22 protein-coding genes are annotated in these 24,993 nt (G+C 67.1%); 4 read left to right on the top strand and 18 right to left on the bottom strand.

From position 1 onward, the window contains the following. Positions 1-48: 48 nt before the first annotated feature. Positions 49-957: a MurR/RpiR family transcriptional regulator gene (locus RBS12_RS03505; protein ID WP_307964677.1), complete on the top strand. Its 909-nt coding sequence runs from the start codon at positions 49-51 to the stop codon at positions 955-957. A 52-nt stretch (positions 958-1,009) separates the two neighbouring features. Here the strand turns inward: RBS12_RS03505 and RBS12_RS03500 are convergent, their stop codons facing one another. After that, positions 1,010-1,243: a hypothetical protein gene (locus RBS12_RS03500; RefSeq protein WP_307964676.1), complete on the bottom strand. Its 234-nt coding sequence runs from the start codon at positions 1,241-1,243 to the stop codon at positions 1,010-1,012. Between the two features lie 219 nt (positions 1,244-1,462). After that, positions 1,463-1,966, bottom strand: coding sequence for a hypothetical protein (locus RBS12_RS03495; protein ID WP_307964675.1), 504 nt, complete (start codon positions 1,964-1,966; stop codon positions 1,463-1,465). 177 nt (positions 1,967-2,143) lie between these two features. Here RBS12_RS03495 and RBS12_RS03490 point away from each other — a divergent pair, with 177 nt between their 5' ends. Further along, positions 2,144-2,617: a pyridoxamine 5'-phosphate oxidase family protein gene (locus RBS12_RS03490; RefSeq protein ID WP_307964674.1), complete on the top strand. Its 474-nt coding sequence runs from the start codon at positions 2,144-2,146 to the stop codon at positions 2,615-2,617. Positions 2,618-2,639: 22 nt separating this feature from the next. Here the strand turns inward: RBS12_RS03490 and RBS12_RS03485 are convergent, their stop codons facing one another. From RBS12_RS03485 to RBS12_RS03460, 6 genes are all read right to left on the bottom strand, one after another. Then, a complete protein-coding gene (locus tag RBS12_RS03485) occupies positions 2,640-3,698 on the bottom strand; it encodes a LacI family DNA-binding transcriptional regulator (protein WP_307964673.1) in 1,059 nt (352 codons plus the stop codon). Next, on the bottom strand, positions 3,695-4,600 hold the full coding sequence (locus tag RBS12_RS03480; protein ID WP_373886476.1) for a carbohydrate ABC transporter permease: 906 nt from the start codon (positions 4,598-4,600) through the stop codon (positions 3,695-3,697). Before RBS12_RS03480 ends, RBS12_RS03485 begins: the two co-directional genes overlap by 4 nt. Beyond that, a complete protein-coding gene (locus tag RBS12_RS03475; protein ID WP_307964671.1) occupies positions 4,600-5,481 on the bottom strand; it encodes a sugar ABC transporter permease in 882 nt (293 codons plus the stop codon). The genes RBS12_RS03480 and RBS12_RS03475 overlap by 1 nt, the downstream gene beginning before the upstream one ends. A gap of 82 nt (positions 5,482-5,563) precedes the next feature. After that, positions 5,564-6,898, bottom strand: a complete 1,335-nt coding sequence (locus tag RBS12_RS03470; protein ID WP_307964670.1) for an extracellular solute-binding protein — start codon at positions 6,896-6,898, stop codon at positions 5,564-5,566. 74 nt (positions 6,899-6,972) lie between these two features. Beyond that, positions 6,973-8,409, bottom strand: a complete 1,437-nt coding sequence (locus RBS12_RS03465; RefSeq protein WP_307964669.1) for a GH32 C-terminal domain-containing protein — start codon at positions 8,407-8,409, stop codon at positions 6,973-6,975. 186 nt (positions 8,410-8,595) lie between these two features. Continuing rightward, on the bottom strand, positions 8,596-9,666 hold the full coding sequence (locus RBS12_RS03460) for a LacI family DNA-binding transcriptional regulator (protein WP_373886471.1): 1,071 nt from the start codon (positions 9,664-9,666) through the stop codon (positions 8,596-8,598). 140 nt (positions 9,667-9,806) lie between these two features. On the opposite strand from RBS12_RS03460, the gene RBS12_RS03455 reads away from it, so the two are divergent. Further along, positions 9,807-12,299 (top strand): GH32 C-terminal domain-containing protein, encoded by a 2,493-nt coding sequence (locus tag RBS12_RS03455; RefSeq protein WP_307964668.1) that lies wholly within the window; start codon positions 9,807-9,809, stop codon positions 12,297-12,299. 113 nt (positions 12,300-12,412) lie between these two features. On the opposite strand, the gene RBS12_RS03450 is transcribed toward RBS12_RS03455, so the two are convergent. From RBS12_RS03450 to RBS12_RS03430, 5 genes are all read right to left on the bottom strand, one after another. After that, on the bottom strand, positions 12,413-14,002 hold the full coding sequence (locus RBS12_RS03450) for a glycoside hydrolase family 68 protein (RefSeq protein ID WP_307964916.1): 1,590 nt from the start codon (positions 14,000-14,002) through the stop codon (positions 12,413-12,415). A 285-nt stretch (positions 14,003-14,287) separates the two neighbouring features. Further along, positions 14,288-15,901: a glycoside hydrolase family 32 protein gene (locus RBS12_RS03445; RefSeq protein ID WP_307964667.1), complete on the bottom strand. Its 1,614-nt coding sequence runs from the start codon at positions 15,899-15,901 to the stop codon at positions 14,288-14,290. A 108-nt stretch (positions 15,902-16,009) separates the two neighbouring features. Then, positions 16,010-16,993, bottom strand: coding sequence for a glycosyltransferase (locus tag RBS12_RS03440; RefSeq protein WP_307964666.1), 984 nt, complete (start codon positions 16,991-16,993; stop codon positions 16,010-16,012). Next, on the bottom strand, positions 16,986-17,834 hold the full coding sequence (locus RBS12_RS03435; RefSeq protein WP_307964665.1) for an alpha-1,2-fucosyltransferase: 849 nt from the start codon (positions 17,832-17,834) through the stop codon (positions 16,986-16,988). Before RBS12_RS03435 ends, RBS12_RS03440 begins: the two co-directional genes overlap by 8 nt. A 184-nt stretch (positions 17,835-18,018) precedes the next feature. Beyond that, entirely contained in the window at positions 18,019-18,630 is a 612-nt protein-coding gene (locus tag RBS12_RS03430; protein WP_307964664.1) for a TetR/AcrR family transcriptional regulator, read from the bottom strand. A gap of 89 nt (positions 18,631-18,719) precedes the next feature. On the opposite strand from RBS12_RS03430, the gene RBS12_RS03425 reads away from it, so the two are divergent. Then, positions 18,720-20,171 (top strand): DHA2 family efflux MFS transporter permease subunit, encoded by a 1,452-nt coding sequence (locus RBS12_RS03425; RefSeq protein ID WP_307964663.1) that lies wholly within the window; start codon positions 18,720-18,722, stop codon positions 20,169-20,171. A 287-nt stretch (positions 20,172-20,458) separates the two neighbouring features. Here the strand turns inward: RBS12_RS03425 and RBS12_RS03420 are convergent, their stop codons facing one another. The 5 genes from RBS12_RS03420 to RBS12_RS03405 all read right to left on the bottom strand — a co-directional run bounded on the left by RBS12_RS03420 (position 20,459) and on the right by RBS12_RS03405 (position 24,942). After that, positions 20,459-21,379, bottom strand: coding sequence for an NAD(P)H-binding protein (locus RBS12_RS03420; protein ID WP_307964662.1), 921 nt, complete (start codon positions 21,377-21,379; stop codon positions 20,459-20,461). Positions 21,380-21,540: 161 nt separating this feature from the next. Further along, positions 21,541-21,879, bottom strand: coding sequence for a hypothetical protein (locus RBS12_RS03415; protein ID WP_307964661.1), 339 nt, complete (start codon positions 21,877-21,879; stop codon positions 21,541-21,543). Between the two features lie 549 nt (positions 21,880-22,428). Continuing rightward, the gene (locus RBS12_RS20200; RefSeq protein WP_373886470.1) at positions 22,429-22,827 is read right to left on the bottom strand and encodes a response regulator transcription factor; all 399 of its coding nucleotides are present in this window, start codon (positions 22,825-22,827) and stop codon (positions 22,429-22,431) included. After that, positions 22,799-23,458 carry a response regulator transcription factor gene (locus RBS12_RS03410; RefSeq protein ID WP_307964660.1) on the bottom strand — a complete coding sequence of 220 codons (660 nt, stop codon included), beginning with the start codon at positions 23,456-23,458 and terminating at the stop codon, positions 22,799-22,801. Before RBS12_RS03410 ends, RBS12_RS20200 begins: the two co-directional genes overlap by 29 nt. After that, entirely contained in the window at positions 23,455-24,942 is a 1,488-nt protein-coding gene (locus RBS12_RS03405) for a histidine kinase (RefSeq protein WP_307964659.1), read from the bottom strand. Before RBS12_RS03405 ends, RBS12_RS03410 begins: the two co-directional genes overlap by 4 nt. Between the last annotated feature and the right edge of the window lie 51 nt (positions 24,943-24,993).

The raw sequence follows: 24,993 nt of genomic DNA, 5'->3' as shown, positions 1-24,993 counted from the left end.
CCAGTACCCAAACTGAGCCCATTCGCGCCGGATCTTCGGAGGTGTCGAGTGGACCAGGCAGGCCCCACAGCTCCGCAGTCTTACGCGGCGCTGCGGGACCTCCTGCACGAGCGCATGCCCGATCTGGCCAAGGGACAGCACAGGGTCGCCGAGCTCCTGCTGACCGATCCAGAGGGCACCGCCTTCCGTACGATCGCGCAGACCGCCGAGCTCGCCCAAGTCCACCAGTCCTCGGTGGTGCGATTCGCCAAGAGCCTGGGCCTGGACGGCTACCCTGCGCTGGTCCGCCTATGCCGTGAACACCTGAGCGATCAGGCGCACATGGTCAGGCGCTTCGACCAGGCGCAGCGGGACTCCAAGCCGGAGAACCTGCTCGCCACGGTGGTCGACCACGACCAGCAGAATCTCGCACGCACCTTCGCGCGTATCGATCCCGTCCAATGGGCGGCAATTGTCGAGCTCGTCGCGACCGCACCACGGGTGCACGTCATCGGGCTGCGCAAGTGCCTCTCGGTGGCCCAGCTCCTTGCCTATCTGCTTCGGCTCGTGCGTCCCCGCGTGCATCAGCTCGCGCCAGTGACCGGGCAACTGGCCGACGAGCTCCATGAGCTAGAGGCCGGCGAGGTCTTCATCGCGATATCGATCCGGCGCTACACCGCCGACACCGTGAATGCCTTGGAGGCTGCCCGTCGACGCGGCCTCACCACGATCGCGCTCACCGACAACGCCGCCTCGCCACTGTCCAACCAGGCCCAGCACACGCTGCTCGTCGACTGTGAGGGCGTGACCATCCTGCGGTCCCTCACGGCGTTCGTCTCCCTCGTCCAGGCCCTTTCGACCGCCGTCGCACTGTATCTGGGTACTCGAAGCCGCTCTGAACTCATTGTCGACGAGGAAATGCTCGCGGACCTGCACGTCTACACGGACGAACCCGGCCTTCGCGACACCGAGACCTAACCTATCGAAGCGTGAGATCTCGCCGCGGAGCTCGTCCCCTTGTGCCGGGATCTCACGTTTCGGCCCGAGGGGACTGGACGTCACCTGGGTGGGGGTTCACCGATTCGCGTTCGACGGCGGGGCAGGGCACTTTCACGATCGTCGCCTCGGCCGAGTCGAGCCCGAGCAGCATCCGGATGCCGGCGGCGCCGAGCTCGTAGTACAGCGCGAGGTTGCCCGCATAGCCCTGGCCACTGTAGGAGAGAGCGGCTTCGCCCTCGCCGGATACGGCGCGATCCGGGAGCACGGGATCAGTGACCGGCCCACCCAGGATGTGGACCTCTTCACCACGATGGAGTTCTTCGTGAAACCAGACGTGGCCCCCAATGCCTTTACCTGTGCAAGCGGGTGGTGCCCATTGCCCCCATGGGCACCACCGATGCACCGAGCCCGCGGACTGTTTGGTTGCCGTCCTCGGCACGGTGGTCAGCTCCTGCGGACGGGGTGCGACCGGCGATAGCGCCGCCTATTTGTGGAAGACGAGATTGCTCGACGAATCCACTTGGAATGCTGGCGTGATGCTGGTGATGGTCGTGCAGAATGACTGGGCGGAGGCCAGATCGGGCAGCGATTGCGGGATCGACCAGGAATAGTCGGCGCCCAGGGAGCCACCTTCATGGACTACGTACGCTTCATAGGGCGTTCCGTAGATTTCGTTTCCCGACACGACCGGCCCGATGGCGTACACATCGGTCCCACCAAGGACGGGATCCGTGTAGGTGCCGGAGCAGACGGTTCCCGCGAACGTGCTCGTTGGCCCTCCGCTTCCCTGCGTGATCGAGACGAGTGAATGGTGGCCCTGTCCCAGCCCATGGACGATGTCGAAGGTTACCGTCCAGTCGGCGGCGGGGCTTCCCAGATTCTCCCGAACCGTTCCGGAAGCGATGCTGTTGCTCCCGGCGGCATTCGCGGCAGAGATCGGGACCACTGCCATGGTGCCCGCCAGAACAAGGACTGCGAGAGATTTCATGATTTCCCCATTGTTAGATGTGAAATAAAGGAATTTGATTGTTCCCAAACGGCGAGTATGAAGTCAACGACTTACCAGAATGTGACCAAGCCAGTCACATTATCGTCAGGCCCCTCGGGCGAGATTGGATACACCCGAACCTGTGTTGCCGGCGGGCCGGAGTATAGGATCTGGCCTATGACGGGGCAGCCGATGCGGTATCCGCCGGTGCGGGAGCTCTCCAGCGAGGAGTGCTGGGATCGCCTGAGGACGACGGTCGTGGGCAGACTCGCGATTGCGGGAGATGCGTATCCCGAGATGTTTCCGGTGAACTACGTCGTAGACCGGGGAACGCTCGTGTTCCGCTCGGACCCGGGCGCGAAGATCGCCGCGTCGCTGGACGGGGCGCGTGTGGCCTTTGAGGTGGACGCCATCGAACGGGTCACCGGCGAAGCGTGGTCAGTTGTAGTCAAAGGTGGGCTCGAACCGGTCCTTGCAACCACGGATGTCCTCGATGCCCTGGGTCTTCCCCTGTTCCCGTGGCAGTACGGGGCCAAAGCGTTCTTCGTCCGCATCGTCCCCGTTTCCCTGTCTGGGCGTCGGTTCGTCGTCGCCGATCCTGCTCACTGGGTCACCCAGATCACCGGCATTCAGCGAGCCGCCGAAGAATAGACCGGGCGCACAGCCACGCGCCTCACGGGGATGCTGGGGGCGGGCTGAACTCGGCGGCCCGGGTGTGGGGGCCCACCGATTCGCGTTCGACGGCGGGGCACGGCACCTTGACGATGGGGCTGGCCCCGTCGCTTGGCGAGTCGAGCCCGAGCAGCATCCGGATGCCGGCGGCGCCGAGCTCGTAGTGCGGGAGCGCGACGGTCGAGAGCGGCGGGCGGACGTGCGCGGCGATGACCTCCTGATTGTCGAAGCCGACCACGGAGAGGTCGCCCGGCACGGAGACCCCGCGCTCGCGGAGCCCATCGTAGAGGCCCGCGGCCATGCGGTCGTTGTAGCAGTAGACGGCGGTCACGCCGAGCGAGAGGAGCGCGTCGACGGCTCCGTAGCCGCCCTCCTGATCGGGGTAGGCCTCGAGCACGAGCCCGGGGTCGAAAGCCAGCCCGGCGTCGTCGAGCGCTGCTCGGTACCCCGCGAGCCGGCCGTCCTTCGCGGGCGCGGGGATCGTCGCGTTGATAAACGCGATCCGCCGGTGCCCCGCCCGGACGAGCAGCTCGGTCGCCTCGCGGCCGCCCTGCGCCTCATCCGGCACGACGGCGCGCACGCCGTCCTCGGTCGCGAAGCAGTTCACGAGCACGAAGTCGGCCTCGCGCAAGGCGTCTGGGACCTCCGACAGCCGGTGGAACCAGGTCGAGTAGAGGATCCCGCGAACCTTGTGCTCGAGCATCATCGTGATGGCGTCGTTCTCGAGATCCCCGTTGCCCTCCGTGTTCGCGATGAGGAGCGCGTACCCGTGCTTCCACGCCTCGTCCTGGGCGCCGTGGATGATCTGGCCCGCGAACGGGGTGGTCGCGATCGCGTCCGCGACGAGGCCGATGAAGCGCGAGCTTCCGCTCACGAGCGTCTGAGCGAGCGCGTTGGGCCGGTAGCCGAGGTCCCGGATCGCGTCCCGGACGCGCCGGCGGGTCTCGGGCGAGATCCGCGCGTCCTTCTTCTTGTTCACCACGAGCGAGACGGTCGACGGCGAGACACCGGCCGCCTCGGCGACCTCCTTGAGCGTCGCGGGGCGCGAAGGCTGGTTCATCCTTTGGATGCCCCCGCTTCGAGGCCCTGGATCATCGCCTTGTTGAGCACGAGGAACACGAGCAGGAGCGGCGTCACGGTCACGCACACGGCCGCGAACGTGGCCGTCCAGTCGGTCTTGCCCATCGCCCCGATGTAGTTCTGGAGGCCGAGGGGAATCGTCTTGAGCCCTTCGGTGAGCACAAAGGTGTTGGCGAAGATGAAGTCGTTCCAGATGAAGATGCTGTTGACCAGCACGACGGTCACGACCGTGTTGAGCGAGAGCGGCAGCGTGATGAGCCCGAAGATCCGGTACGGCCCGGCGCCGTCGAGCGACGCCGCCTCGTACGTCTCGCGCGGGATGTACTCGAAGAAGGACGAGAACAGGTACACCGACATCGGCAGGGCGAACCCCGCGAGCGGGACGATCATCGACTGGTACGTGTCGAGCAGCCCGACCTTCGAGTAGTCGATGAACAGCGGCACGAGCGCGATCTGCACCGGGACGATGATGCCCATGAGGAACACGCCGCGCACGAGCTTGCTGAGGCGGAACCCGAGCACCTGGATCGCGTAGGCGGCCATCATGCCGAGCACGACGATGAGTACGTTCGCGCCCATCGTCACGATGAAGCTGTTGAGGATGTTGAGCCCGAGGTTGCCGGTCGCGAACGCCCGGGAGAAGTTGTCGAGCGTGAGCGCGCTCGGGAGCGCGAACGGGTTGCCGGCGGCGAAGTCCTGCTCGGTGCGCAGGCTCGTGAGGAACAGCCACGCGAGCGGGTAGACCTGCGCGACGACGATGACGACGATGATCGCGCGGGACAGCGTTCGGTGCAAGGTAAGGCGCGGACGACGGCGGCGCGCCGGCGCGTGCGAGGGCTGCGGTGCGGCGGTGCGAACCGCGGCGGGGGCTGGGTGGGTGATCACGCCTCGCCTTTCCGTCTCAGGAGCATCACGATGAGGCCGACGGCGATGAGGCACTCGGCGACGATGAACACAGAGATTGTGCTTGCGTACCCGTAGTCGGTGCTCGTGAACGCGGTCTTGTACATGTAGGTGGTCACGAGCTCGGACGACTGGCCAGGACCGCCGTTGGTCATGAGGTAGGGGATGTCGAATCCGCGGAGGCCGTACGTCGTGGCCATGATCGTCGTCGTGATCCACACGGGCCGGATGTAGGGGAAGCGGATCTTCGTGAAGAGCTGCCACCGCGAGGCGCCGTCGAGGATCGCGGCCTCCTCAAGCTCGCGCGGCACGGCGAGCAGGGCCGCGTAGATGATGAGCATGTAGAGGCCCGTGAACCGCCAGCCCTCGGGGGCGGACACGGCGGCGAGGACGGTGTTGACGTCGGAAAGCCACGGCCGTTCGAGCGCCCCGAGGCCGAGCCACGAGAGCACCTGGTTGAGCAGGCCCACGGGGTCGAGGGAGTAGATCCGCTCGAACAGGAACGCGATCGCGACCGTCGAGATCACGGCGGGGAGCAGGTAGAGCGTCTTGACGAGCTCGCGCCCACGGCGGAGCGAGAGGAGCAGGCTCGCGACGAGGAGCGCGCCGCCAAGCTGGAGCACGAGGCAGATCGCGAGGTATCCGAGCGAGTTGAGGAACGAGCGCCAGAACACGTCGTCGTGCGTGAGCATGTGCACGTAATTGGCGAGCCCGACGAACTCCATGTCGCCGATCCCGTTCCACGAGAAGAAGCTCAGGACGAGGGACTGGAGGATCGGGAACAGGACGGCCGCGCCATAGACGACAAGCGGCGGGAGGAGGAAGACGAGGACCGAGAGCCTCGATCTGGTGGGAAGCATGATGGGCCTTTCGGGCGGGGGAGCCGAAGCTCCCCCGCCGGCGGGAATTACTGAAGTGCCGCGACTCTTGGCAAAGTCGGGCCTACTTGAAGAATTTAGGCGCGTTCTGCGCGATGGTGCTGTCCATCGTGCTCGTGAAATCGGCCGGGGACGTGTTGCCCTGCACGAGGAGCGTGAGCTCCTGCTGGAGGCGCGTGTTGCTCGTCGGGTCGAGCTGCGTGTCCCACGGCATGATCTGCTTCGTGCCAAGGTCGGTGGCCTTGTCGAGCGCCTTCTTGTACAGCGGCGTCGCGTTGGCCGGGATGGTCGTCTGGACGTTCGTCGTCGGGGCGAGCGCGCCCGTCGCGGCGTACTGGGCAGCGTACTTCGGGAGCGCGAACTTGAGGAAGTCGGCGACGAGCGGGTCATACGTCTTGGAGTTGACGGCCATACCGATGCCCGAGGGGGAGACGAACTCGTTCGCCTTCGTCACGGAGCCGGCGGTGGTCGGCAGCGTGAAGAAGTCGATGTCGTTGCGGACGGACGGGTTCAGCTTGTCCGTCGCGAGGCTCGAGAGCTCCCACGTGCCGATGTTGTACATGGCTGCCTGGCCGGACGTGAACGCGTTCTGCGCGTCGGAGTAGCCCTGGGACGAGAAGCCGTCGGAGAAGCACTTCGCCTTGCCGAGCGCGTCGAGCCACGTGACGGCCTTCTGGCCGGGAGCGTCGGAGAACTTGGCCTGGGCCTTCTTGAGGCTCGTGACGTAGTCTGGCCCGGCCGCGCGGAACGGCTGGTACGAGACGTAGCGCTCGAGTGGCCACTGGTCCTGACCGTCGAGGGCGATCGGCGTGATGCCGGCCTTGCGCAGGGCCGTGCAGGCGGCGGGAAGGTCGTCGAGCGAGGCCGGAACCGAGACGCCAGCCTTCTGGAAGAGCGACTTGTTGTACCAGAAGAACTCGAGCTCGAACTGCATCGGGACCATGTAGAGCGAGCCGTCGTCGAAGCGCTGGTAGTCGAGCGCAGCGGGCCGGAAGCTGTCGTAGAGGCCGAGGTCCTTGAGCAGCTTGCCCGCGTCCATCATCTTGCCCTGCTTCGCGAGCTGCTGGGCGAACGGGGTCGCATCCGTGTCGAAGAGCTCGGGGAGCTTGTCCGCCGCCGCGAGGGTCTCGTACTTCTGGATGTAGGACGGCCGGTCCGGCGTCGTGATGAGGTTGAGCGAGAATCCGGGGTGGTCCTTCGCGTAGTCGTCCGCGAGCTTCTTCATGATCGTGATGACCGAGCCGTCCGCGGGGCGCGAGAGGAGCCACGAGATCTGGCGGGGCACGATCTGCCCGGTCGGGCTCACGTTCGTGGGGCTGCTCGACGGGCTGCTGCCGCAGCCTGCGAGGGCGATGGCCGCGACTGCGGCTACCGCGGCAGTCTTGAGCATTCTTTTCATGGGGGTCAATCTCCTTTGATTCCGGGTGCTTGTTGCGGTGCTGCCGATTGCTGCTTGTTATGGGGGACGGATGTTCAGTTGTCAGTGCGTTTCCGGACGACGAGCGACTCGAGTGCCGCGGAGCCTTCCCCAACGAAGGCTCCGAGCCGGCCCGCTGTTCGGTCGTAGATCCGCGTGCTGAGGGCCACGCGACGGTCGACGACGGCGACGCACGCATCGCCGTCGACGATCACCTCGAGAGTGTGCTCACCCGGGGGAAGCGGGCACGGGCGTTCGAGTTCGATCTCGAAGGGCACGTCCCCCGAGATCTCCCACTGGCCGGTTCCGGTCGCTCGGCGCGGCCAGCGGTCGAACACGAGGCGACCCCGCTTCGGCTCGAGGCGCAGGACGTACGACTCGTCGCCGTCGTCGCTCGCCCTGAGCAGGAGCCCGCACTCCGTCGTCCCGGCGTCGATCGCGAAGACCGCCCTCGCGTAGAACTGGCCGGGGAGGTCCTCGTGGGAGACGAGTGCGCCGTAGCCGTCCGGGGTGCCGAGGCGCGCGGGGAGCGGAACGTCGAACTGGAGCGGTATGTCGTCCCAGAAGCTTTCGACGAGCTCGTCCGCGAAGCCGAAGGCGAGCGTCCCGTCGTCGTTCTGGCGCGCCTCGAGGACGGCGAGGGTGCCCGCCCACTGCCAGGCGCCGTCGTCGGCCGCGCCCTCCTTGCTCGCGATCCAGCCGAAGAAGAAGCGCCGGCCGTCCCGCTCGGCCGACTTCGACGCATAGAACGCGCGCCCGTCGATCGTGTCGAGGTCCGGAACCGTCCACGGGCCGTCGGGGGATTGCGCCATGCGGTATCTCGTCGTGAATGAGTCCGAGAACTCGGAGTAGACGAGGTACCACCACTCGCCCCATTGGAAGACGTCGGGGCATTCGTGCATGATGTAGCGCCGCGGGTCCCAGAAGGGCTCGGCCTCGCTCCAATGCATGAGGTTGCGGGAGACGAACTGCGCGATGACGCCGCGACGCCGCTCGGGGCCGTCGCTGTGGCGTGCGGCCACGAGCATGCGCCACAGGCCGTCGGGGTCGCGGAAGACGAAGGGGTCCCGCCAATCGGCGCTCTCGAAGCCCTCGGGCGCGCCGAACGTGAGGTTGCGGAGCTTGGCCCACGTCTTCATGCCGTCGAGGCTCGTGGCATGCATGACGAGCTGGAGGGGGAGACCGTCCGCACCGAGCCGGTGCGGGTTCTGGCCCGTGTAGAAGAGGTGGTGGACGCCGTGGTCGTCGAGGACGACGGAGCCCGTGTAGGCGTTGAAGTCCGGCTCGTCCGGGGTCCCGTGGGGGAGTGAGACGCCGTGGTCCACGAACTGGGTGAGGTCCTTCGTCGTGACGAGGTGCCAGGCAGTGCCGGGCTTCGGGTCCTCGCGGAGCTCGTGGAGGTAGAAGAGCCAGAATTCGCCGTCGTGCTGGAAGGGGATGACGTCCCCGACCCATCCGCCGTCGCCGGGCTGGAAGAAGACTTGCTGTGACATCTGCTGCGACGTCCCATCTGCTAAAGCGTTTGATCACCATGACTGTAAGGTGAGTCACAAGCGGTGGTCAAGCGTTTTAGCAAAGTTCTTCAGCAGCTCGTGTGGCGCAGCCTGATACACCGGTGCCGCTTCCCCGCTATGGGGCCGCGGGTCCGCGGTCCCATAGCGGCGAAGGGCGCCCGGTGGTCAGAGAGCGGGGCCTACCGAGGACCGGACGACGGCGGGGCACTCGATTTCGAGGCGGCCCGCGCCGGGCGCTTCGCCCACCCCGAGCAGCACGCGGACGCCCGCGGCGCCGAGCTCGTAGTGCGGGAGCGCGACGGTCGTGAGCGGCGGGCGCAGGTGGGCCGCGATGACCTCCTGATTGTCGAAGCCGACGACCGCGAGGTCCCTCGGGACCGAGATTCCGCGCTCGCGGAGCCCGTCGTAGAGGCCCATGGCCACGCGGTCGTTATGGCAGAAGACGCCCGTGGGGCTCTGGGCGAGCACCTTCTCGACGACGGCGTACCCGCCCTCCTGATCTGGCTGGGCGTCGAAGACGAGGGCCGGGTCGTACTCGATGCCGGCCGCCTCGAGCGCTTCGCGGTAGCCGCGGAGCCGCCCGTCGTGGGCGGGGGAGGGGGTTGTCGTGTTGATGATCGCGATCCGCCGGTGCCCCTCGCGGAGCAGGAGTTCGGTGGCCGTCCTGCCGCCCTGGGCTTCGGCGGGGACGACGGCGCGAACGTCGGCGGCGGGGGAGTAGCAGTTGACGAGGACGACGTCGGTCTCCCGCAGCGGCGCGGGCACGTCCGCCGCGCGGTGGTACCACGTCGAGTACAGGACGCCGCGCACCTGATGTTCGAGCATCATCGAGATGGCCTCGCGCTCGGCGTCCTCGTTGTTCTCGATGTTGGCGATGAGCAGCACATAGCCGTGTTTCCACGCCTCGTCCTGGGCGCCGTGGATGATCTGGCCTGCGAAGGGCGTCGTCGCGATCGCGTCGGTCACGAGGCCGATGAACCGCGAGCCGCCGCTCACGAGGTTCTTCGCGAGCGCGTTGGGCCGGTAGCCGAGGGTGCGGATCGCGTCGCGGACGCGTTGCCTGGTTTCGGCGCCGATCCGCGCGTCGGGCTTGTTGTTCACGACGAGGGAGACGGTGGCGACGGAGACGGAAGCGGCCTCCGCGACCTCGCGCATGGTCACGTGGTGGCTTGATCTCTTCCGTGCCGGCGCTTCTGCGGCGTCGCCGCGTCGACCCACTGCCTCATCCGACGTCATTGTTCTCGCAGTCTACGGCGGTGGCGCGAGTCACACCCAAATCTCGCTTGGTTAAACGCTTGATCATGGGCGCGGAATGCTCTAGCCTCCCATTTGTTCAAACGCTTTAGCATCCTGTATCGACGACGATTGAGGTGTGCATGGCCCGCTCGGCAACGAAACCATCGAAGAAGGCTAGATTCTCGGCCGTCTTCGCCGTTCTCATGATGATCTGCGCGTCCACCCTGGTCACGGCGAGCCTCCCGGGCGCCGGTGCCGTCGGAAGCATCGTCCCGCCGCCGATGCGCGCGGCATATCACATGACCCCGCCGCAGGGCTGGCTGAGTGACCCTCAGCGGCCCATCTATCTCAACGGCAAGTACAACCTGTATTACCTGCACAGCACGCAGGACAACGGCCCCGGCGGATGGCGGCATGCGACGTCGTCGGACACTGTCGTGTTCAACGACCAAGGCGACGCGCTCCCGCTCCAGACCAACTTCCCCGTCTGGACGGGCTCCTCGGTCGTCGACACGAACAACACGGCCGGCTTCGGTGCGGGCGCCGTCGTCGCCCTCGCAACCCAGCCCACGGATGGCGACGCCTTCCAGCAGTCCCAGTACCTCTGGTACTCGACCGACGGCGGCTCTACGTTCACGCAGTACGGCGCGCCCGTCATCGCGAACCCGGACGCCTCGAACTGGTTCCGCGACCCCAAGATCGTCTGGGATCCGACGCACTCGAACTGGGTCGCGGCCATCGGGCGCCAGCAGAAGATCGCGTTCTACACGTCCCCCGACCTCAAGACGTGGACCCACCAGACCGACTTCTCCTACACCACGCCGAACATCGGCGGCGTCGAGTGCCCGGACATCTTCCAGATGAAGGCCGACGACGGCACAACGCACTGGATCATGGCCGGCAGCATGCAGGGCGACTACAGCGGCAAGCCGGACACGTACGCGTACTGGACGGGCACGTGGAACGGGAGCTCGTTCGTGCCGGACCAGGCCGATCCGCAATGGCTCGACTGGGGCTACGACTGGTACGCGGCCGTCACGTGGCCCGACGCCGCTAACCCGGACACGTCCCGCTTCGGCATCGGCTGGATGAACAACTGGCACTACGCGCCGCACACCGTCCCGACCGATTCGACGGACAGCTACAACGGACAGAACTCCATCGTGCGGAAGATGAGCCTCAAGTCCGAGGGCGGCGGCGTGTACAGCCTCCTCTCCCAGCCGACGCCGAACCTCGCCAACTACGCGACGAAGGTCGTGAAGCCCGCGGACACCATCGTCAACGGGACCACTCCGCTTTCGTATCAGGGTTCGGCCTACGAGCTCGACGCGGACATCAGCTGGACCGCCCTCAACAACGTCGGCATTGCGATCGGCCAGAACAAGGACGGCAGCAGGCACACGAATATCGGCGTGTACAACGGCAACCTCTACGTCGACCGCTCGGCGCAGGACCAGGTCCCGTACTCGTTCGGCTCGTACCAGCAGTCCCAGGCGCCGCTGCCCACCGGCACGACGTCGGTGCACCTCCGGATCCTCGTGGACCACGGAAGCGTCGAGGTCTTCGTCGGCGACGGCAGGACAGTGCTCTCCAACCAGGACTTCTTCACGTCCTACGACACGGGCATCTCGCTCTTCACGATCGGCGGAAGCGCGACGTTCTCGAACCTCTCGATCACCGAGTACGCCAACGTGACAGAACAGGCGAACCCCGCGGCGCCATACGCGGACTTCGAGGGCAGCACCTACGGATCATGGACGACGACGGGGACCGCCTTCGGTTCCGGGCCCGCCGCCGGGGCGCTCCCCGGCCAGCAGCCGGTCACGGGCTACCTCGGGAACAAGCTCGTCAACAGCTATAACGGTGGCGACGCGTCGACCGGGACGCTGACTTCGCCGTCGTTCGTCGTCGGGCACTCGTACGTCAACTTCCTCGTGGGCGGGGGCAACAACCCGCGGCCCTCAGACGTCTTCAACGACTGCCAGGGGACCACGTGGGGTACCGGGTGGACGGCGACGGGCAGCTTCGTGGGGCTCGGGCCGACAACGGAATCGCTCCCGAACCAGGTCGGCTCGAAGGTCATCGACACGTATGTCGGGGGCGGTGATCCGGCCACGGGCGCCATCACGTCGCCGACGTTCACGATCACTCGCGACTACATCGATTTCCTCATCGCGGGCGGGAACCATCCGTGGGGTTCTAGTGGGGCTGCGGCCGTGAACCTCCTCGTCAACGGCCAGGTGGTCCGCACGGCGACCGGGCAGAATTCGTCGACGATGTCCAACGTGAGCTGGGACGTGCACACGCTCGTCGGGCAGAAGGCTCAGATCCAGATTGTCGACCACGCGACCGGCACGTGGGGCCACATCATGGTGGACAACTTCGTGTTCAGCAGCGTCCCGAACGCCGCGGGCGGCGAGGCGGACACGCAGACGACCGTGAACCTCGTCGTCAACGGCCAAGTGGTCCGCACCGCCACGGGGCAGAACAGCGAGCACCTTGCGTGGGCATCATGGAACGTCTCTGATCTCATCGGCCAAAACGCCCAGATTCAGATCATCGACAAGGGCACGGCAAGCTGGGGCCACATCCTCGTCGACCAGATCATCTTCGAGGACGTGCCCGCCGCGTAGTCAGCGCGCGGACTCGCGAGCACACGAATCCCGCCCCTTCCCGCACGAGTACGGGAAGGGGCGGGATTCACTGTTTGCGCGGGATGGCCCGTCAGGGGCCTGCTCGCCGGGGATTACTTGTAGAGGCCCTCGCCGCCCACCCGGAGGTTGGTCGGGAGGTATCCGAACGGGCCGAGCCCGTTGGCCCCGAACGTGCGGTCGACCTGGGTCACGCCGCCCTTGAAGTCGATCTTCACGGTCGGGGAGAGGGTCCCGCCGCGGGTGCCGTTGACGTTGTCGATGAACGACTGCACGAGGCCGCCGGGCATGACGTAGTGCGAGTACGCCTGGAACTGGCGGCCGTTCTGCTGGCCCGAGATGGTGCCGCTCGGGTTGTTCGCCGGGAGGTTCAGGTCGGTCGGCGAGCCGAGTGCGAGGCCCGAGTTGTTGACCGGCTGGAAGTCCGAGCGGATGCCGTCGCCCACGAAGCCGTAGACGCCGTCCGGGCCGCGCATGCGGTCCGCGTAGGTGAATTGGTGGCTGATCGTGAAGAGGTAGTACTTGTTCTTGCCGTTCTCGTTCTGGATGTAGAACTGCGGACGCTCGGTCTGGTCGTTGACACAGTTCGAGGTGAGGATCGGCGGCAGGAAGTGCCACTGGGTCAGATCCTTGGTGTCCGCTTCGGCCAGGCCCACCGAGGCGGTCTGGTAGAACGAGCCGGTGTGGGTGTTGACGTCGGTGAGCGTCTCGGCGTTCGGGTCGCCGGAGCGGTATCCGAGGTCGGACTGGGTGCAGCGGTAGGAGCCGCGGTTGCCGGCCGTGTTGCCCTCGAAGACCATGTAGACCTTGTCGGGGTGTGCCGGGTCGACGAAGGGGTACGGGTCGCGGAAGGCGAACCCGGCGTTCTGCGTCTTGGTCTGGTAGAGCTTGCCGTCCGGCTCGAGGAGCTTGGTGTGCTCGAAGCCGTCGAGCCAGACCTTGTCCTGGTCGGCGTGGATGTGGCCGAGGGCCTTCGCGATGGCCGCGTCGGGGGCGATTCCGCCGCCGCCGGCGTTGCGCTGCGGGATGTCGTAGAACGTCGTCGCGGTGTAGAAGACGTTGACGTTGTCGCCTTCCATGAGGCGCGTCGAGCCGGACCACTCGGTGTTGCCGATCGAGGTGCCCTCGGCGAAGAGGTGGCCGCCGTAGTTCCACTTGGCCGTGTTCGGGTCGGCATTGGTCTTGCGGTAGAAGAAGCCGATCCTGGCGTTCCAGTGGCGCTGGTCGAACGTGTAGCCCGCGTGGCGGTCGGCCACGAGGGAGAAGATGACGTCCCAGCCCTTGTAGCTGATCTGGTTGCCCTTCATGTCGGAGAGGGACCACGTGTCCCAGACCCACACGTCGTCGTTCATGGCCGGGAAGTTCTGGGGGATCTCCGGCATGGTGACGTTCGGGCTCATCGAGCTCTGGCCCGGGGCGACGTTCGGGTTGCTCTGGGCCATGATCTGGCGGGCGTCGGCACGGGTCCACTTCGAGGTGAAGTCGGACTCCGGGTCGTGCGCCTGCTGGGTGTGCTGGGTCGGGAGGGGGAATCCCGGGGTGGGGGCCGGCATGCCCACCGACGGCGGGTCCGCCGGAGGCTGGGCGAAGGCAGCGGGGGCTGCCATGAGCGTCAGGGCGACGGTTGCGGCGATGGCTGCCGCCCGCCGTCGGCCGCGTCCCGCGGGACGCGCTGGGGCCTGCATTTTCTGCATGGTGTGCTCTTTTCACAGTTCGTGGCTGAAAAGGGGCAAAGGATTGCGGGGCACACCGGCGGCCTCTGACGACAGGCGCCGCGGGACGCCGTCGTGCTTGCCGCTTTCGCGGAGCCCGATCGGGATCCGCACTCCCACCGTAGAGGCCTCGTTTGACATGTACCAACATAGAGATGACAAGAACAGAAAACTTTGCGTAAGCGCTTACGCCTTAATGCCCACGCGCGTGTACCCGCGAACGGCAAATCTGTCGAGTCACGGAATGTGACGCGTTCGCTACGGTCCGAGCGCCGTGGGCCAGAGGCTCACCGAGCCGTGTGGGGCCTGGATCCGGACCGAACGAGCCCCCGGCGGCGCGAACGTGAGCGCCGTCAACGACCGTGAGCCGTCGTCGACGAACACCTCGACCGAGGAGCGGTCCACGTAGACACGCAGCCGCACACGCTGCGCCCCCGGCGCGCCCGTGGCGGCCCTCGCCGCGCGGTACGTCGCCTCCGCCGAGGAGAGCGCGGACGACGACGGCGAGCGTGCGAAGGCGTCCTGGCCCCGCTCGACGAACACTCGGCCCGCACCGAAGTCGTAGCCGACGGTCGCGTAGACCCTGCCGTCGCTCGCGAGCTGGATGCTCGCCTCGGTCCCCTCGCTGGGCGCCCGCTCGAGCTCGGCGTCGAGCGCGAACGCCCCGGCGCCCGGCTGAGCCTGCTCGATCACGGTTCCGGAGAGCTGCCGCGGGGAGCCCCCGCTGGCCGCAATCGCCGGTACGGGCTCAGACGTGAGGCGAGCGGCGCCGTCGACCGTCTTGAGCCGGACGGTCCGCACGATCGAATCGGCGCCCGCCCAATCGCCCGTCGGGAGCCCGCCCGCGTAGGCCCAGTTGTTCATCCAGCCCATGAGGTAGCGCGAGTCGAGCCGATCGACGGGGCTCAGGCGCGGATCGTCCCACGTGACGGCCGCGTAGAGGTCAGGTCCGTCGTCGGCCCATTGATGCCTGCCATCCGAGGCATCGGGGACGAACCGCGTCCCGTCCCACGCTCCCGTCCAGTAGGCCGTGCCCGTCGTGCGCCCCTCGGCCGCGCCGTTCGCGCCCGCCATGAGGACCCAGCGGGGCCGCTGCGGATCGCCGTCGAGGTTCAGCTCGAAGAGGTCGGGGCACTCGAGGACGCCGAGGTCCTGCGTCTCGAAGCCGGATGCATAGCTCCACGCGCGCAGGTCCTTCGACGTGTAGAAGCCGATCTTGTGCCCCTCGGCGAGGGCCATGACCCACTGGCCGTGCGCGTCGTCGCGGATGATCTTCGGATCACGCCAGTCCTTCGCGCCGGGATTCGGCATGATCGGGTTGCCGCCGTAGCTTGCGAAGCTGCGCCCGCCGTCCGTCGAGGCGAAGAGCGACTGCCGCTGGACGCCGTCGAGCTGCTGGGTCACGACGGCGACCAGGGCGCCCTTGCCGAAGCCCGCCGAACCGTCCACGTCGACGACGACGCTGCCCGTCTCGACGTCGCCGAGCCCGTTCGCGAACTTCTCGATCGCCGTTCCCTCGTCCTTCCAATGGACCAGATCGGTGCTCGTCATGTGCCGCCAGGACGTGCCGTTCCCGTGGGGGTAATCGGCGTTGTAGAGGTAGTAGGCATGCCACACGCCGTCGATCAGGATCGGCCGCTGCGGATCGTTCATCCAGTGGGCCGCGGGAGCGTTGTGGAAGGCCGGGCGATACGGGTCCGAAGCCGGGGTTTGGGCGGGAGCGGCCGGGGTCTCCGCCTTGTGCGCCGAGCGTGCCTGGAATGCCAGGGTGCCGACGGCGAGGACGACGAGAGCGAGGGCGACGACGGCGAGGGCCGCGACGGCGACGACGGCGAGCGGGCGGCGGGGACCAGGGAAACGGATTCGAGCCATGACGGTCCTAGGTCGCGAGCGGTGGACCCACCGAGCCTATCGTCACTGCGCCTGGGTGGGCGCGGGCTGCGAGAGCCTGCCATGGACCGGGTGACAGAAACTAGCCGGCTAGGCGAGATCCACTTCGTACTCGTTGCTGCCCGAAAAGCCAACGCCAAGCATTGGCCGTCCTGTGCGTCCAAGGATCCGGTAGATGACAACGCCCTCGAATGCGCCGATCGCCGTGCCAAGGCGTCCCGAAATCCCTTCGAAGTCCCGGCTCCGGGGCAATACGAGCATCTTTCCCGCCGCCGCGAACGCGTGGACCACCCCGCCGATCCAGCGTCCATGACCAACAACCGGAGATGCGCTCCACAGCCCATATCGGAGCGCGTTGAGAACGTGGGCCTTCCCTCCGGCACGTGCCGCCCTGAAGATCCCGCGAGGACTGGTTCGATCGCGGTATGCGAGCCTTGCGCTGCCCGTCGTGAGTACAGGACGTCCCGACGACCGGATCCTCAAGGCGAGTTCGTTATCCTCTCCCGCAGAGCCCATGGAATGATCGAAACCTCCAAGTTCAAGCATGCAGCTCTTTCTGATGCCGAAGTTCCCGCCCATAAGAACCGGAAATGGCGCATCCCGCTGGGCGTCCTCGAGAGGGCATAGTTCGAAATCGTCCCCGAGCCATTGACGGACCTTCGCGATATCGTCGGGGAACAGCTTGTCTTTCAGCGAGAGCGCCGTGCCCGAGTAGACCTCGCAGTGCTCCAGCAGTTCAGCGCCGTGCCGCACCCAATGGGCAGAGACGCAATCATCGCCGTCGCAGAAGAGCAGCTTTTGGGCACGCGAGAACCGAACGCCAACGTTCCTCGAATACGACGCACTGCGATGTGCCGGAGCGGACACGAGACGGAGCTCAGCAAGGTCATGAGCCCGGAACCGCGAAGAAAACGCACGAACTACTTCGGGAGTGCCGTCCGTGGATGCGTTATCGACGACCAGGACTTCGTATTGGGGCGCGCCCTTTTGAGCGAGCAGCGCCTCAAGCTGGATCCCGAGGGTACGTGCGGCGTTTCGCGCGGGAATAATGACGGAGGCCTGGACGTCAGCCATCCCACCCTCCTCGGATCTCTCTGATGGTCGACCAACGAGGATCGAGCTGTGGTGCGCGGCCGCCGTAGATGTCGCGGCGGTGGAACCATGGAGCCCAAATTCTCCCGTGGTTCGAGGTGCCACCCGTGCCGTGGATTCGGGAGCTGAGGTAGCCGCCCCAGTACGAGAAAGTCGAGTTGGTCAGGATCAGTCGAGGCGAGGCGGCCAATACGGCCAGCTGTTCTCCGACGGTCGATCCCTCAGCTTGGTAGGTGACGGGACAGGCGACGGCCTTCCAGTCCAGCTTGGCCCGGCACCACTCGATGTCGTCCGATACGACATGGATCCGCTGAATCGGCTCTGACGCGCGTGCGGCCTCCAAGGCCGTGCGAACGTATTCGACGACGTCGAAGGAGTAGATTCCCCGATATTTCGGGTCGGAGTAGTAGTCACCTCGCCTGACGTTGACCGTGAGATCGTAGTGGCCAGAATTGCTGTGGACGAGCTGCCGGAAGCTGCTCCTGGGTCCCAGTACGAAGGAATCGATGAATCGATCGAGCTCGGATTGGGTGAACTCGTCCCCGAACTCTTGAAAATAGCTGCTCGTGTCGCGCGGGCTGAAGAACGAGATGTCGCGGTCACGTGCTACTAGGCTCTCGAAAATTTCCGGGAAGAGCCCTTCCCAAGGTTGCATCGCGTTGGTCCACCGAACGACGACGTCTTGTCCCCGCTCCTGTCTGGCGTGCGCTTGGAGCCAGAAATAGAGCAGGTTGCCGACACCGATGTTCGAAGGCGGCCACAACACCGTCTGAGGCCCTCGCCGGACAGCAGTGAAGAGTGCCGACCTCAGGTCTGTCAGCAAGCTTCGATTCCTCATCGAATGGTCCCCCAAAGCGTTCCTCACCGTGTTCGCTCAACTCGTGGAGCTTATCCGCCGAAGGCCACCACGGAGATGGGGAGCAGCTTCCTGGCTCCGTGGTGCGAAAAGGGTGCGTCAGTGGAAGGGAGAGCTTAGAGTCGGAGCGCAGGGGCTGAAGTCCCACCCGCTAGTACCGCTCGGCCGCCGTCGGCAGGTTGTCCTTGAAGACGTCGAAGCTGCAGGGGAACGCGACCGTGAACATGGCGTCGATGTCCGGATCGGCCCCATAGGCATCGCCGAGGCGGAGGGCGACGAGCGTGTTGATGAGCATGCCGTTCGCAATGAAGCTCCGCGCGTCCTCCTCGGTCATGCCCGCCTCGTCGATTGCGAGGCGCCAGATGCGCAGGAAGGATGACCGCGCTTCAGGGCCGACGACGGGATCGCCCCCGAGCAGGAACGCCTGCATGAGCACCTGGTGCAGGCCCCGCTCCGCGATGAGCCCGACATAGGCCATGCCCATGCGCTCGCGCCGCTCCTTTCCGTCCGGGCCTGGGATCGCGGCCCGGAACGTCTCAGCGAGGATGCGCTCGGCGCGCTCGAGCACGGCAAGGAAAAGCTTCTCCTTGGTGCCGAACATCCGCACGACGTAGGGCTGGCTCACGCCGGCCGCCTGGGCGACGAGGTCCGTCGTCGTCCCCCCATAGCCGTTCGACGCGAAGACCGCGGTGGCATCGCGCAGGATGAGCTCGCGCCGCTCGGCGGCGGGCATTCGGGTCCGGGGAACCTCGTCGATCTCCATGCTTGACATGTTATCGGATGATTACTTAGCTTGTAAGTAATCGATCGATTACTTACTCCCATCCGGCTTCATGCTCCCAAGGAGTCATCATGGCCATCCTCGATTCCCGCCCCTCCCGCCCTACGAGCCGCAGAACCACAGCGCGGCCCGTCTGGGCCGTCGTCGCGGCCGCCTCCCTCCCGATGTTCATGGCGACCCTCGACAACCTCATCGTCACGAACGCCCTCCCCACCATCCGCACGAGCCTCGGCGCTACGATCGACGAACTCCAGTGGGTTGTGAACGCCTACACTCTCGCGTTCGCCGGGGCGATCCTCCTCGCGGCGGGCATCGGCGACCGCATCGGCCGCCGCACGGTGTTCCTCGGCGGGACCGCGCTCTTCACGGTCGCGTCCGCGCTGGCCGCGCTCAGCACCGACCCGGGCCAGCTCATCGCGGCCCGCGCGGTCCAGGGCATCGGGGGAGCGGCGATCGTCCCGCTCTCCCTCGCGCTCATCACGGGCGCCGTCCCCGTCGAGAAGCGCGGCATCGCGATCGGCGTATGGGGCGGGATCTCGGGCCTCGGCGTCGCGGTCGGCCCGCTCATCGGCGGCCTCGTCCTCGGCACCTGGCCGTGGGAGGCGATCTTCTGGATCAACGTGCCGGTCGGCGTCGTCGCCGTCGCCTTCGCACGCTTCGTCTTCCCCAACGCGAAGGGGGCACGGGAACCCCTCGACGTCGTCGGCGCCCTCCTCGGAAGCGGCGCGACCGTCGCGCTCGTCTACGGGATCATCCGCGGGGGAGCGATCGGCTGGGGCGCGAGCGAGACCATCCTGTGGCTCGTCGGCGCCGGGCTCCTCCTGGTCCTCTTCCTCGGGTGGCAGTCGCGCGCCCGATACCCGCTGCTTCCGCTGGGCATGTTCCGCAACCGGCCGTTCACGGCGTCGAACATCCTCGGCTTCGGCATGAGCTTCGGGATGTTCGGGGCGATCTTCATCCTCATCCAGTTCCTCCAGCTCGTTCAGGGCAACACGGCGCTCGAAGCGGCGTGGAAGACGGCCCCGTGGACGCTCGCCCCCATGGTCGTCGCGCCGGCCGCCGGCCTGCTCGTCTCACGGATCGGCGCGCGGCCGCCCATCGCCGTCGGCCTCGCCCTGCAGGCAGCGGGCCTGGCCTGGATCGCCGTCGTGCTGAGCCGCGGGGTCGACTACCCGGCGCTCGTTCCGCCGTTCGTCCTCGCGGGCGTGGGGATGGGTCTCGTGTTCGCCCCGCTCTCGACGGCGCTGCTCGCCACGCTGCCCGAGCACGACCACGCGAAGGCGAGCGGAGCCAACGCGACGCTCCGTGAGGTCGGCATTGCGCTCGGGATCGCCGTCTCGACGACCCTGTTCACGACGTGGGGCGGCACGCTCACCCCGACGGGATTCGTCGACGCGGCGCGGGGCGTCATCGTGGTCTCCGCCGTCGTGCTCGCGGCCACGGCCCTGGCCGCGGCGGCCGTTCCGGGGACGGCAGGGAGGGTTGCGGCTGCCGGAAAGGGTGCCTCGAGGGACGTCGCGTAGCCCAGCCTGTTGGCGCCAACAACACCGTCAGGCCGCACCGTCTAACCCTCTGCCTGCCCGGCTGGAGCAGCGTCGGCGGGAGCGAGGACGACCTGAACCGGCTCGGCTACTTCAACGGCGCGGCCGCGCAGAGCCCCTCAAGGGCCGGGGCCGCCGGCGTGCATCATGCGGACATCGCGACGGCGGCCCACTTGGGCCGGCGGGTCCATTCCCGCAGGCATCCTCCTTCGAGTTGGGCCTCTGCAGTCCGGTTTCGCCGCACCGGTCAGCTCTTATTCCGACGCCGATCAGCCGCGCGTGCCTCGTGACCCGGCCAGCGGGGGCAGACTCTGACGCAGCCCGGCGACCGGAATATCGGGGAATTCTGCCCGCTTTGGTGCTGGATCGAAGGCCGCGGAGCCCGACTCCATCCAGAGGGCGGCCGCCGCCATGCGTGCCGTGAACGGTGAGAACGGGCGTGAGACGGCGGCCATGACCCGCAGCGCCACGACGGGGATCTGCAGGATTGATCCGTGGCCAGCGTTGGCCAGGATCGCGTCGGCGAGCGTGCCCAGCGTGTGTGTCTCAGACCCCCATTCGATGGTCTTGCCGCGTAGAGCCGGGTCGGCGAGCGCGCGCCGGACCGCTGAGGATGCGTCCGCGGTCGAGGTGAACGTCACAGGGGCTCGGCCCGAGCCGAACACTAGGACCCTGCCCTTGGTCTCGAGTGGTTCGCTCATCGAGGCGAGGAACTGATCGAGATTCAAGCCCATCCGGATCGCGGTCCACGCCAGGCCCGACGCCTTGACGGACTCCTCTGCGGCGTGCTTCGCCCGGAGGATCTCGAGGGGAGCGTCGGGCGCGGCGCCGTGCATCGACATCATGACGATGTGCTCGACGCCGGCCGCGGCGGCTGCGTCCACGAGCCGCCGCGCGCCGCCGCGGTCCACGCTGCGAGGGGTGCCGCCCCTTTTAAGGCCGAAGCCTGACGCGGCGAACACCACTTGCCGGCAGCCTTCGACAGCGTGCTCGCAGTCCGCCCGCGAGGCGAGGCTGCCGCGGAGGAGTTCGACGCCGTGGCCCGCCTTCCCGGGAAACGGATGGTTGGCGCCTCGGGCCATGATGCGAACGTGTTTGCCGTCGTACCCGAGCCCCGCGACAAGTCGCGATCCCAAACGGCCCGTGCCGCCTACCACGAGGATCATGTCAGGAGAACTGTGAACGCGCATGGTCTTTCCCTTGATGCAGTGGCCGTTGGTATGGGTTCAGAAGTTGATTCCCCCGACGAGCCTCGTGAGCCGGTGTTTGTCTGCTCAAACGATCCCCGGGTCGAAAGCAACACATGCGAGGTTTTGTCCTTTGACGGCGAGGATGGAAAGGATGGCCGGGCTCAGCGGAAGCCCACTGTCTTGAGCATCGCCTCGAAGGTGGGGAAGAAGTCCTTGTCCGGACGGGCATTGTCAGTGCGTGCCCACGCGAGGAGCGGCTTTCCGTTCACTTTCATGGCTGCGAGCCGAAGCGTGTAGTCCGGCTGCAGGCCGAAACATTGTTCCGTTCTGTCCAGCCCTGTCGCCGGACAGCCGAGGGAGCCGTCCATGGGAGCCGCGGTGGTGGCCGTCATCATGATGGCTTCGGCTCCATTGATCTGCAGGGTTGATTGGTCCGTGTACACCGCGCCGTGGCCGGCGAGGCTGCGGATGTATCCGATGAAGTCTTCCGGCGGGGGCACGGCCGCGGTACCGCCGGGAGGGTAGACCTCAACGGGTACCAGGAACCGGATTCGGCTGTCACCGTTGTCCTGCGACGTCCAAGTCAGGAGTCCCGGTGTGTCCTGCCCGGGAGCAGTGCCCAGGATGCGATCCACTTTCAGCGTGAGGGGAACCGAGAAGTCCTTGGACGTGTAAGCGTACAGGCTGGGGGACCCCGTCGGGGCGGCGGATGTTGTCGGTACGCTCGAGGAGGGTGCCGGAGCCGGAGCTGGAACGGCACAGGCAGACACCGCCAGAACCGCTGTGGCAGCGGCACATCCCAGAATGGTTCTTGTATTGCGCGTCGTCCGCCTGGACAGAAACCAATGGGCGACACTTCTTGCATCCATGGGGACTCTCCTTCCGCTTTGCTCCGACGATACGATTGCCTCATTCCGCGCACATCCGTGGAACTACGCAATTTGCGAGGATCTGCATGCGCACCGAGTCGGACGGGCCCGAGCGACATGTTGTCGTCGACGCGTGGCGCTTGATCGATGTGGCACGCATCGAGGCTCGCAGCGGCTCCCTCAAACGCGCTTAAGAATCACGCACTCCCTGCGCTTCCCTGCTCCGTTCGGGTGGCGCCGTTCTGATGCGGCACCGCTCGAGCTCAGCATCGCGTTCCCCCGGCCCGCGCATCGGGGGAAACACGCAATTCGCGAGGAGCGGGCGTTTCCGGCCCGCCGTGCACGGAGCTCATACCGGGGGGAACGTACAACCCACGCAGCTTTGGCGGCGCGGTTCGGCAAGACGAGCTTGTGGAGGATGCCGCGCACATGGTGCTCGACGGTGCGCTCGGACCCGTACGGCAGCTCGGCGATCTCGGGGTTCGTGGAGGCCTCCGCCACGTGCCGGGGGATCTCCGATTCCCGCTGTGACAGCGGCACCAGAGCGCGTTCAGTGCGTGCGCCTCGGCCGCCGCACATACGTGAGGACCGCGAGCACTCGACGATTGTCGTCGTGTTCTTCGGGCAGTCCGAGCTTGGCGAAGATGCTGCGGATGTGCGATTCCACCGTGCGGGCGGTCAGGAACAGGCGCCGGGCGATCGCCGCATTCGAGCGGCCCTGGGCTATGAGCTCGAGGACCTCGCCCTCGCGCTCGCTCAGTGTCGCGAGCGGGTCGTTCGCGGTCGCGGCGGAGAGCATCGCCTCCACGACGGCAGCGTCGATGACCGAGCCGCCTGCCGCGACCCGCTCGAGTGCCTCGATCAGCTCGTCGCCGTCCGCCACCCGCTCCTTCAGCAGGTAGCCGAGCCCGGCAGCGCCGTCGCGCAGCAGTTCGGCGACGTAATGCGACTCGACGTGCTGCGACAGCATGACGATGGCCTGCCGGGGGTGCGCATTGCGCAGCATGCGGGCGCCTTCCAAGCCTTCGACGGTGAAGGTGGGCGGCATCCGCACGTCGACGACGACCACATCGGGCCGATGCGTCTCGACGGCCGCGACGAGCGTGGGCACATCGGCCGCCTGGGCGACGACCTCGACCCCGGCGTCGGCCAGCAGGTGCGCCACCGCGGTCCGGAACAGCGGGGCATCATCCGCGATCACGACTCTCATGCCCGCACCGCCTCGGCGAGCGGAATCGTCGCGCGGATGACCGTGCCCGCGCCGGGCGCGCTCACGACGTCGAGCCCGCCGCTGACCGCGGCCACGCGATCGGCAAGGCCGCGAAGGCCGGAGCCCCGGGCGAAGGCCGCACCGCCGACGCCGTCGTCCGAGACCACGACATGCAGGAGTCCGGCATTCCGCTCGACACGGATCGCGACCGTCGCAGCCTGCGCATGCTTGGCGGCATTCGCGAGCGCCTCTGCCACCACGAAGTATGCGGTCACCTCGATGGTCGGGGGCAGCCTCCCGGCCGGCACCTGCAGGTCGCCTACTGGAATGGGAGAGCGATCCGCAAGCGCGCGCACCGCGGGTCCGAGTCCGGCATCGGTGAGGATCGAAGGATGGATGCCGCGGGCGATCGCGCGCAGCTCCTCGATGGCCGCCCGCAGTTCATCGCCTGCTTGCGCGATCATCGCCGCCGTGCCGGGGGATCCCGCCAGGGCCTTGCGCTCGGCTGCGCGCAGGGCCACGATGACGGACAGCAGCCGCTGCTGGGCGCCGTCGTGCAGGTCGCGCTCGACGCGCCGCCGTTCGGTGTCGCCGGCGGCCACGATGCGCGCTCGTGAGGCGCGCACCTCCAGCAGCTGCGCCTGGACGGTCTCGGCGAGTTCCGCGTTCCGCCGCGCGAGTTCGGCGAGCTGGGAGTGCACGAGCCCGTACACGATGACGATCGGTGCCGCGAGCTGGGCTAGCACCTGGAGGTCTGCGAGCGTTCGCGCCCACATGTCGGAGAGGTGGATGAGGCCTCCGACTGCTTTCACGGAGGTCGCGCCGCCCAGCACGACCAGCGCGATCCACGAGGGACGCAGACCAGCCCGCTCGGCCACGGAAGACAACCGCCACCGCTGCCGGAGCGCGAGCGCGATGAGGGCGACAATGATCGGAGTGCTCGCGTTGAGCAACGTCCACACCGTCCGCTCGATGTCCGCTGACGGCCAGAGCCAGAGCGATAGCGTGGCCCGGCAGTAGTGGCTCGCGTCGCACTGCCACGGCGACCGGTCGAGCGTCACCTCCAGGGCGGCGTACAAGGTGATGTTCCACGTGTACACCGCGAACGTCAGCACACGCCCGAACCGCGCCACGGCACGCCCGGTCGGGTAGATGACGGCGATGTGCACGAGCAGTGCATTGGCGGCGCCGACCGCGACCGCCGACAGCGCCTCGAGGACGGGCGGGAACAGGCTCGCCCAGAAGCCCAGGTAGAAGACGAATCCGTAGACGACCAGAAGCACGCCGATCGGATTGCCGGATCGTCGGTGGATCGCGAACAGGCCGGACAGCAGGAAGGCGAGACAGGAGAGGAACTCAAGCAGATGGTCGCCGCCCCACCCGTGGCCTGCACCGATCGCCGCGCCGCCGACCGCCCATGCGAGGCTCAGCGCCGCGGCGGCGAGCCAGATCCGACGACGCGTCGCTGCGCGCAAGCTCGTCACGCCTCGCATTCTCCCCCCGGCGCTGGCACCGCGCTATCCGTGGTTCCAGCG

It is taken from the genome of Sinomonas sp. ASV322, from assembly GCF_030908245.1.
Lineage (GTDB): Bacteria > Actinomycetota > Actinomycetes > Actinomycetales > Micrococcaceae > Sinomonas.
This window is presented reverse-complemented; position numbering and strand designations above follow the sequence as displayed.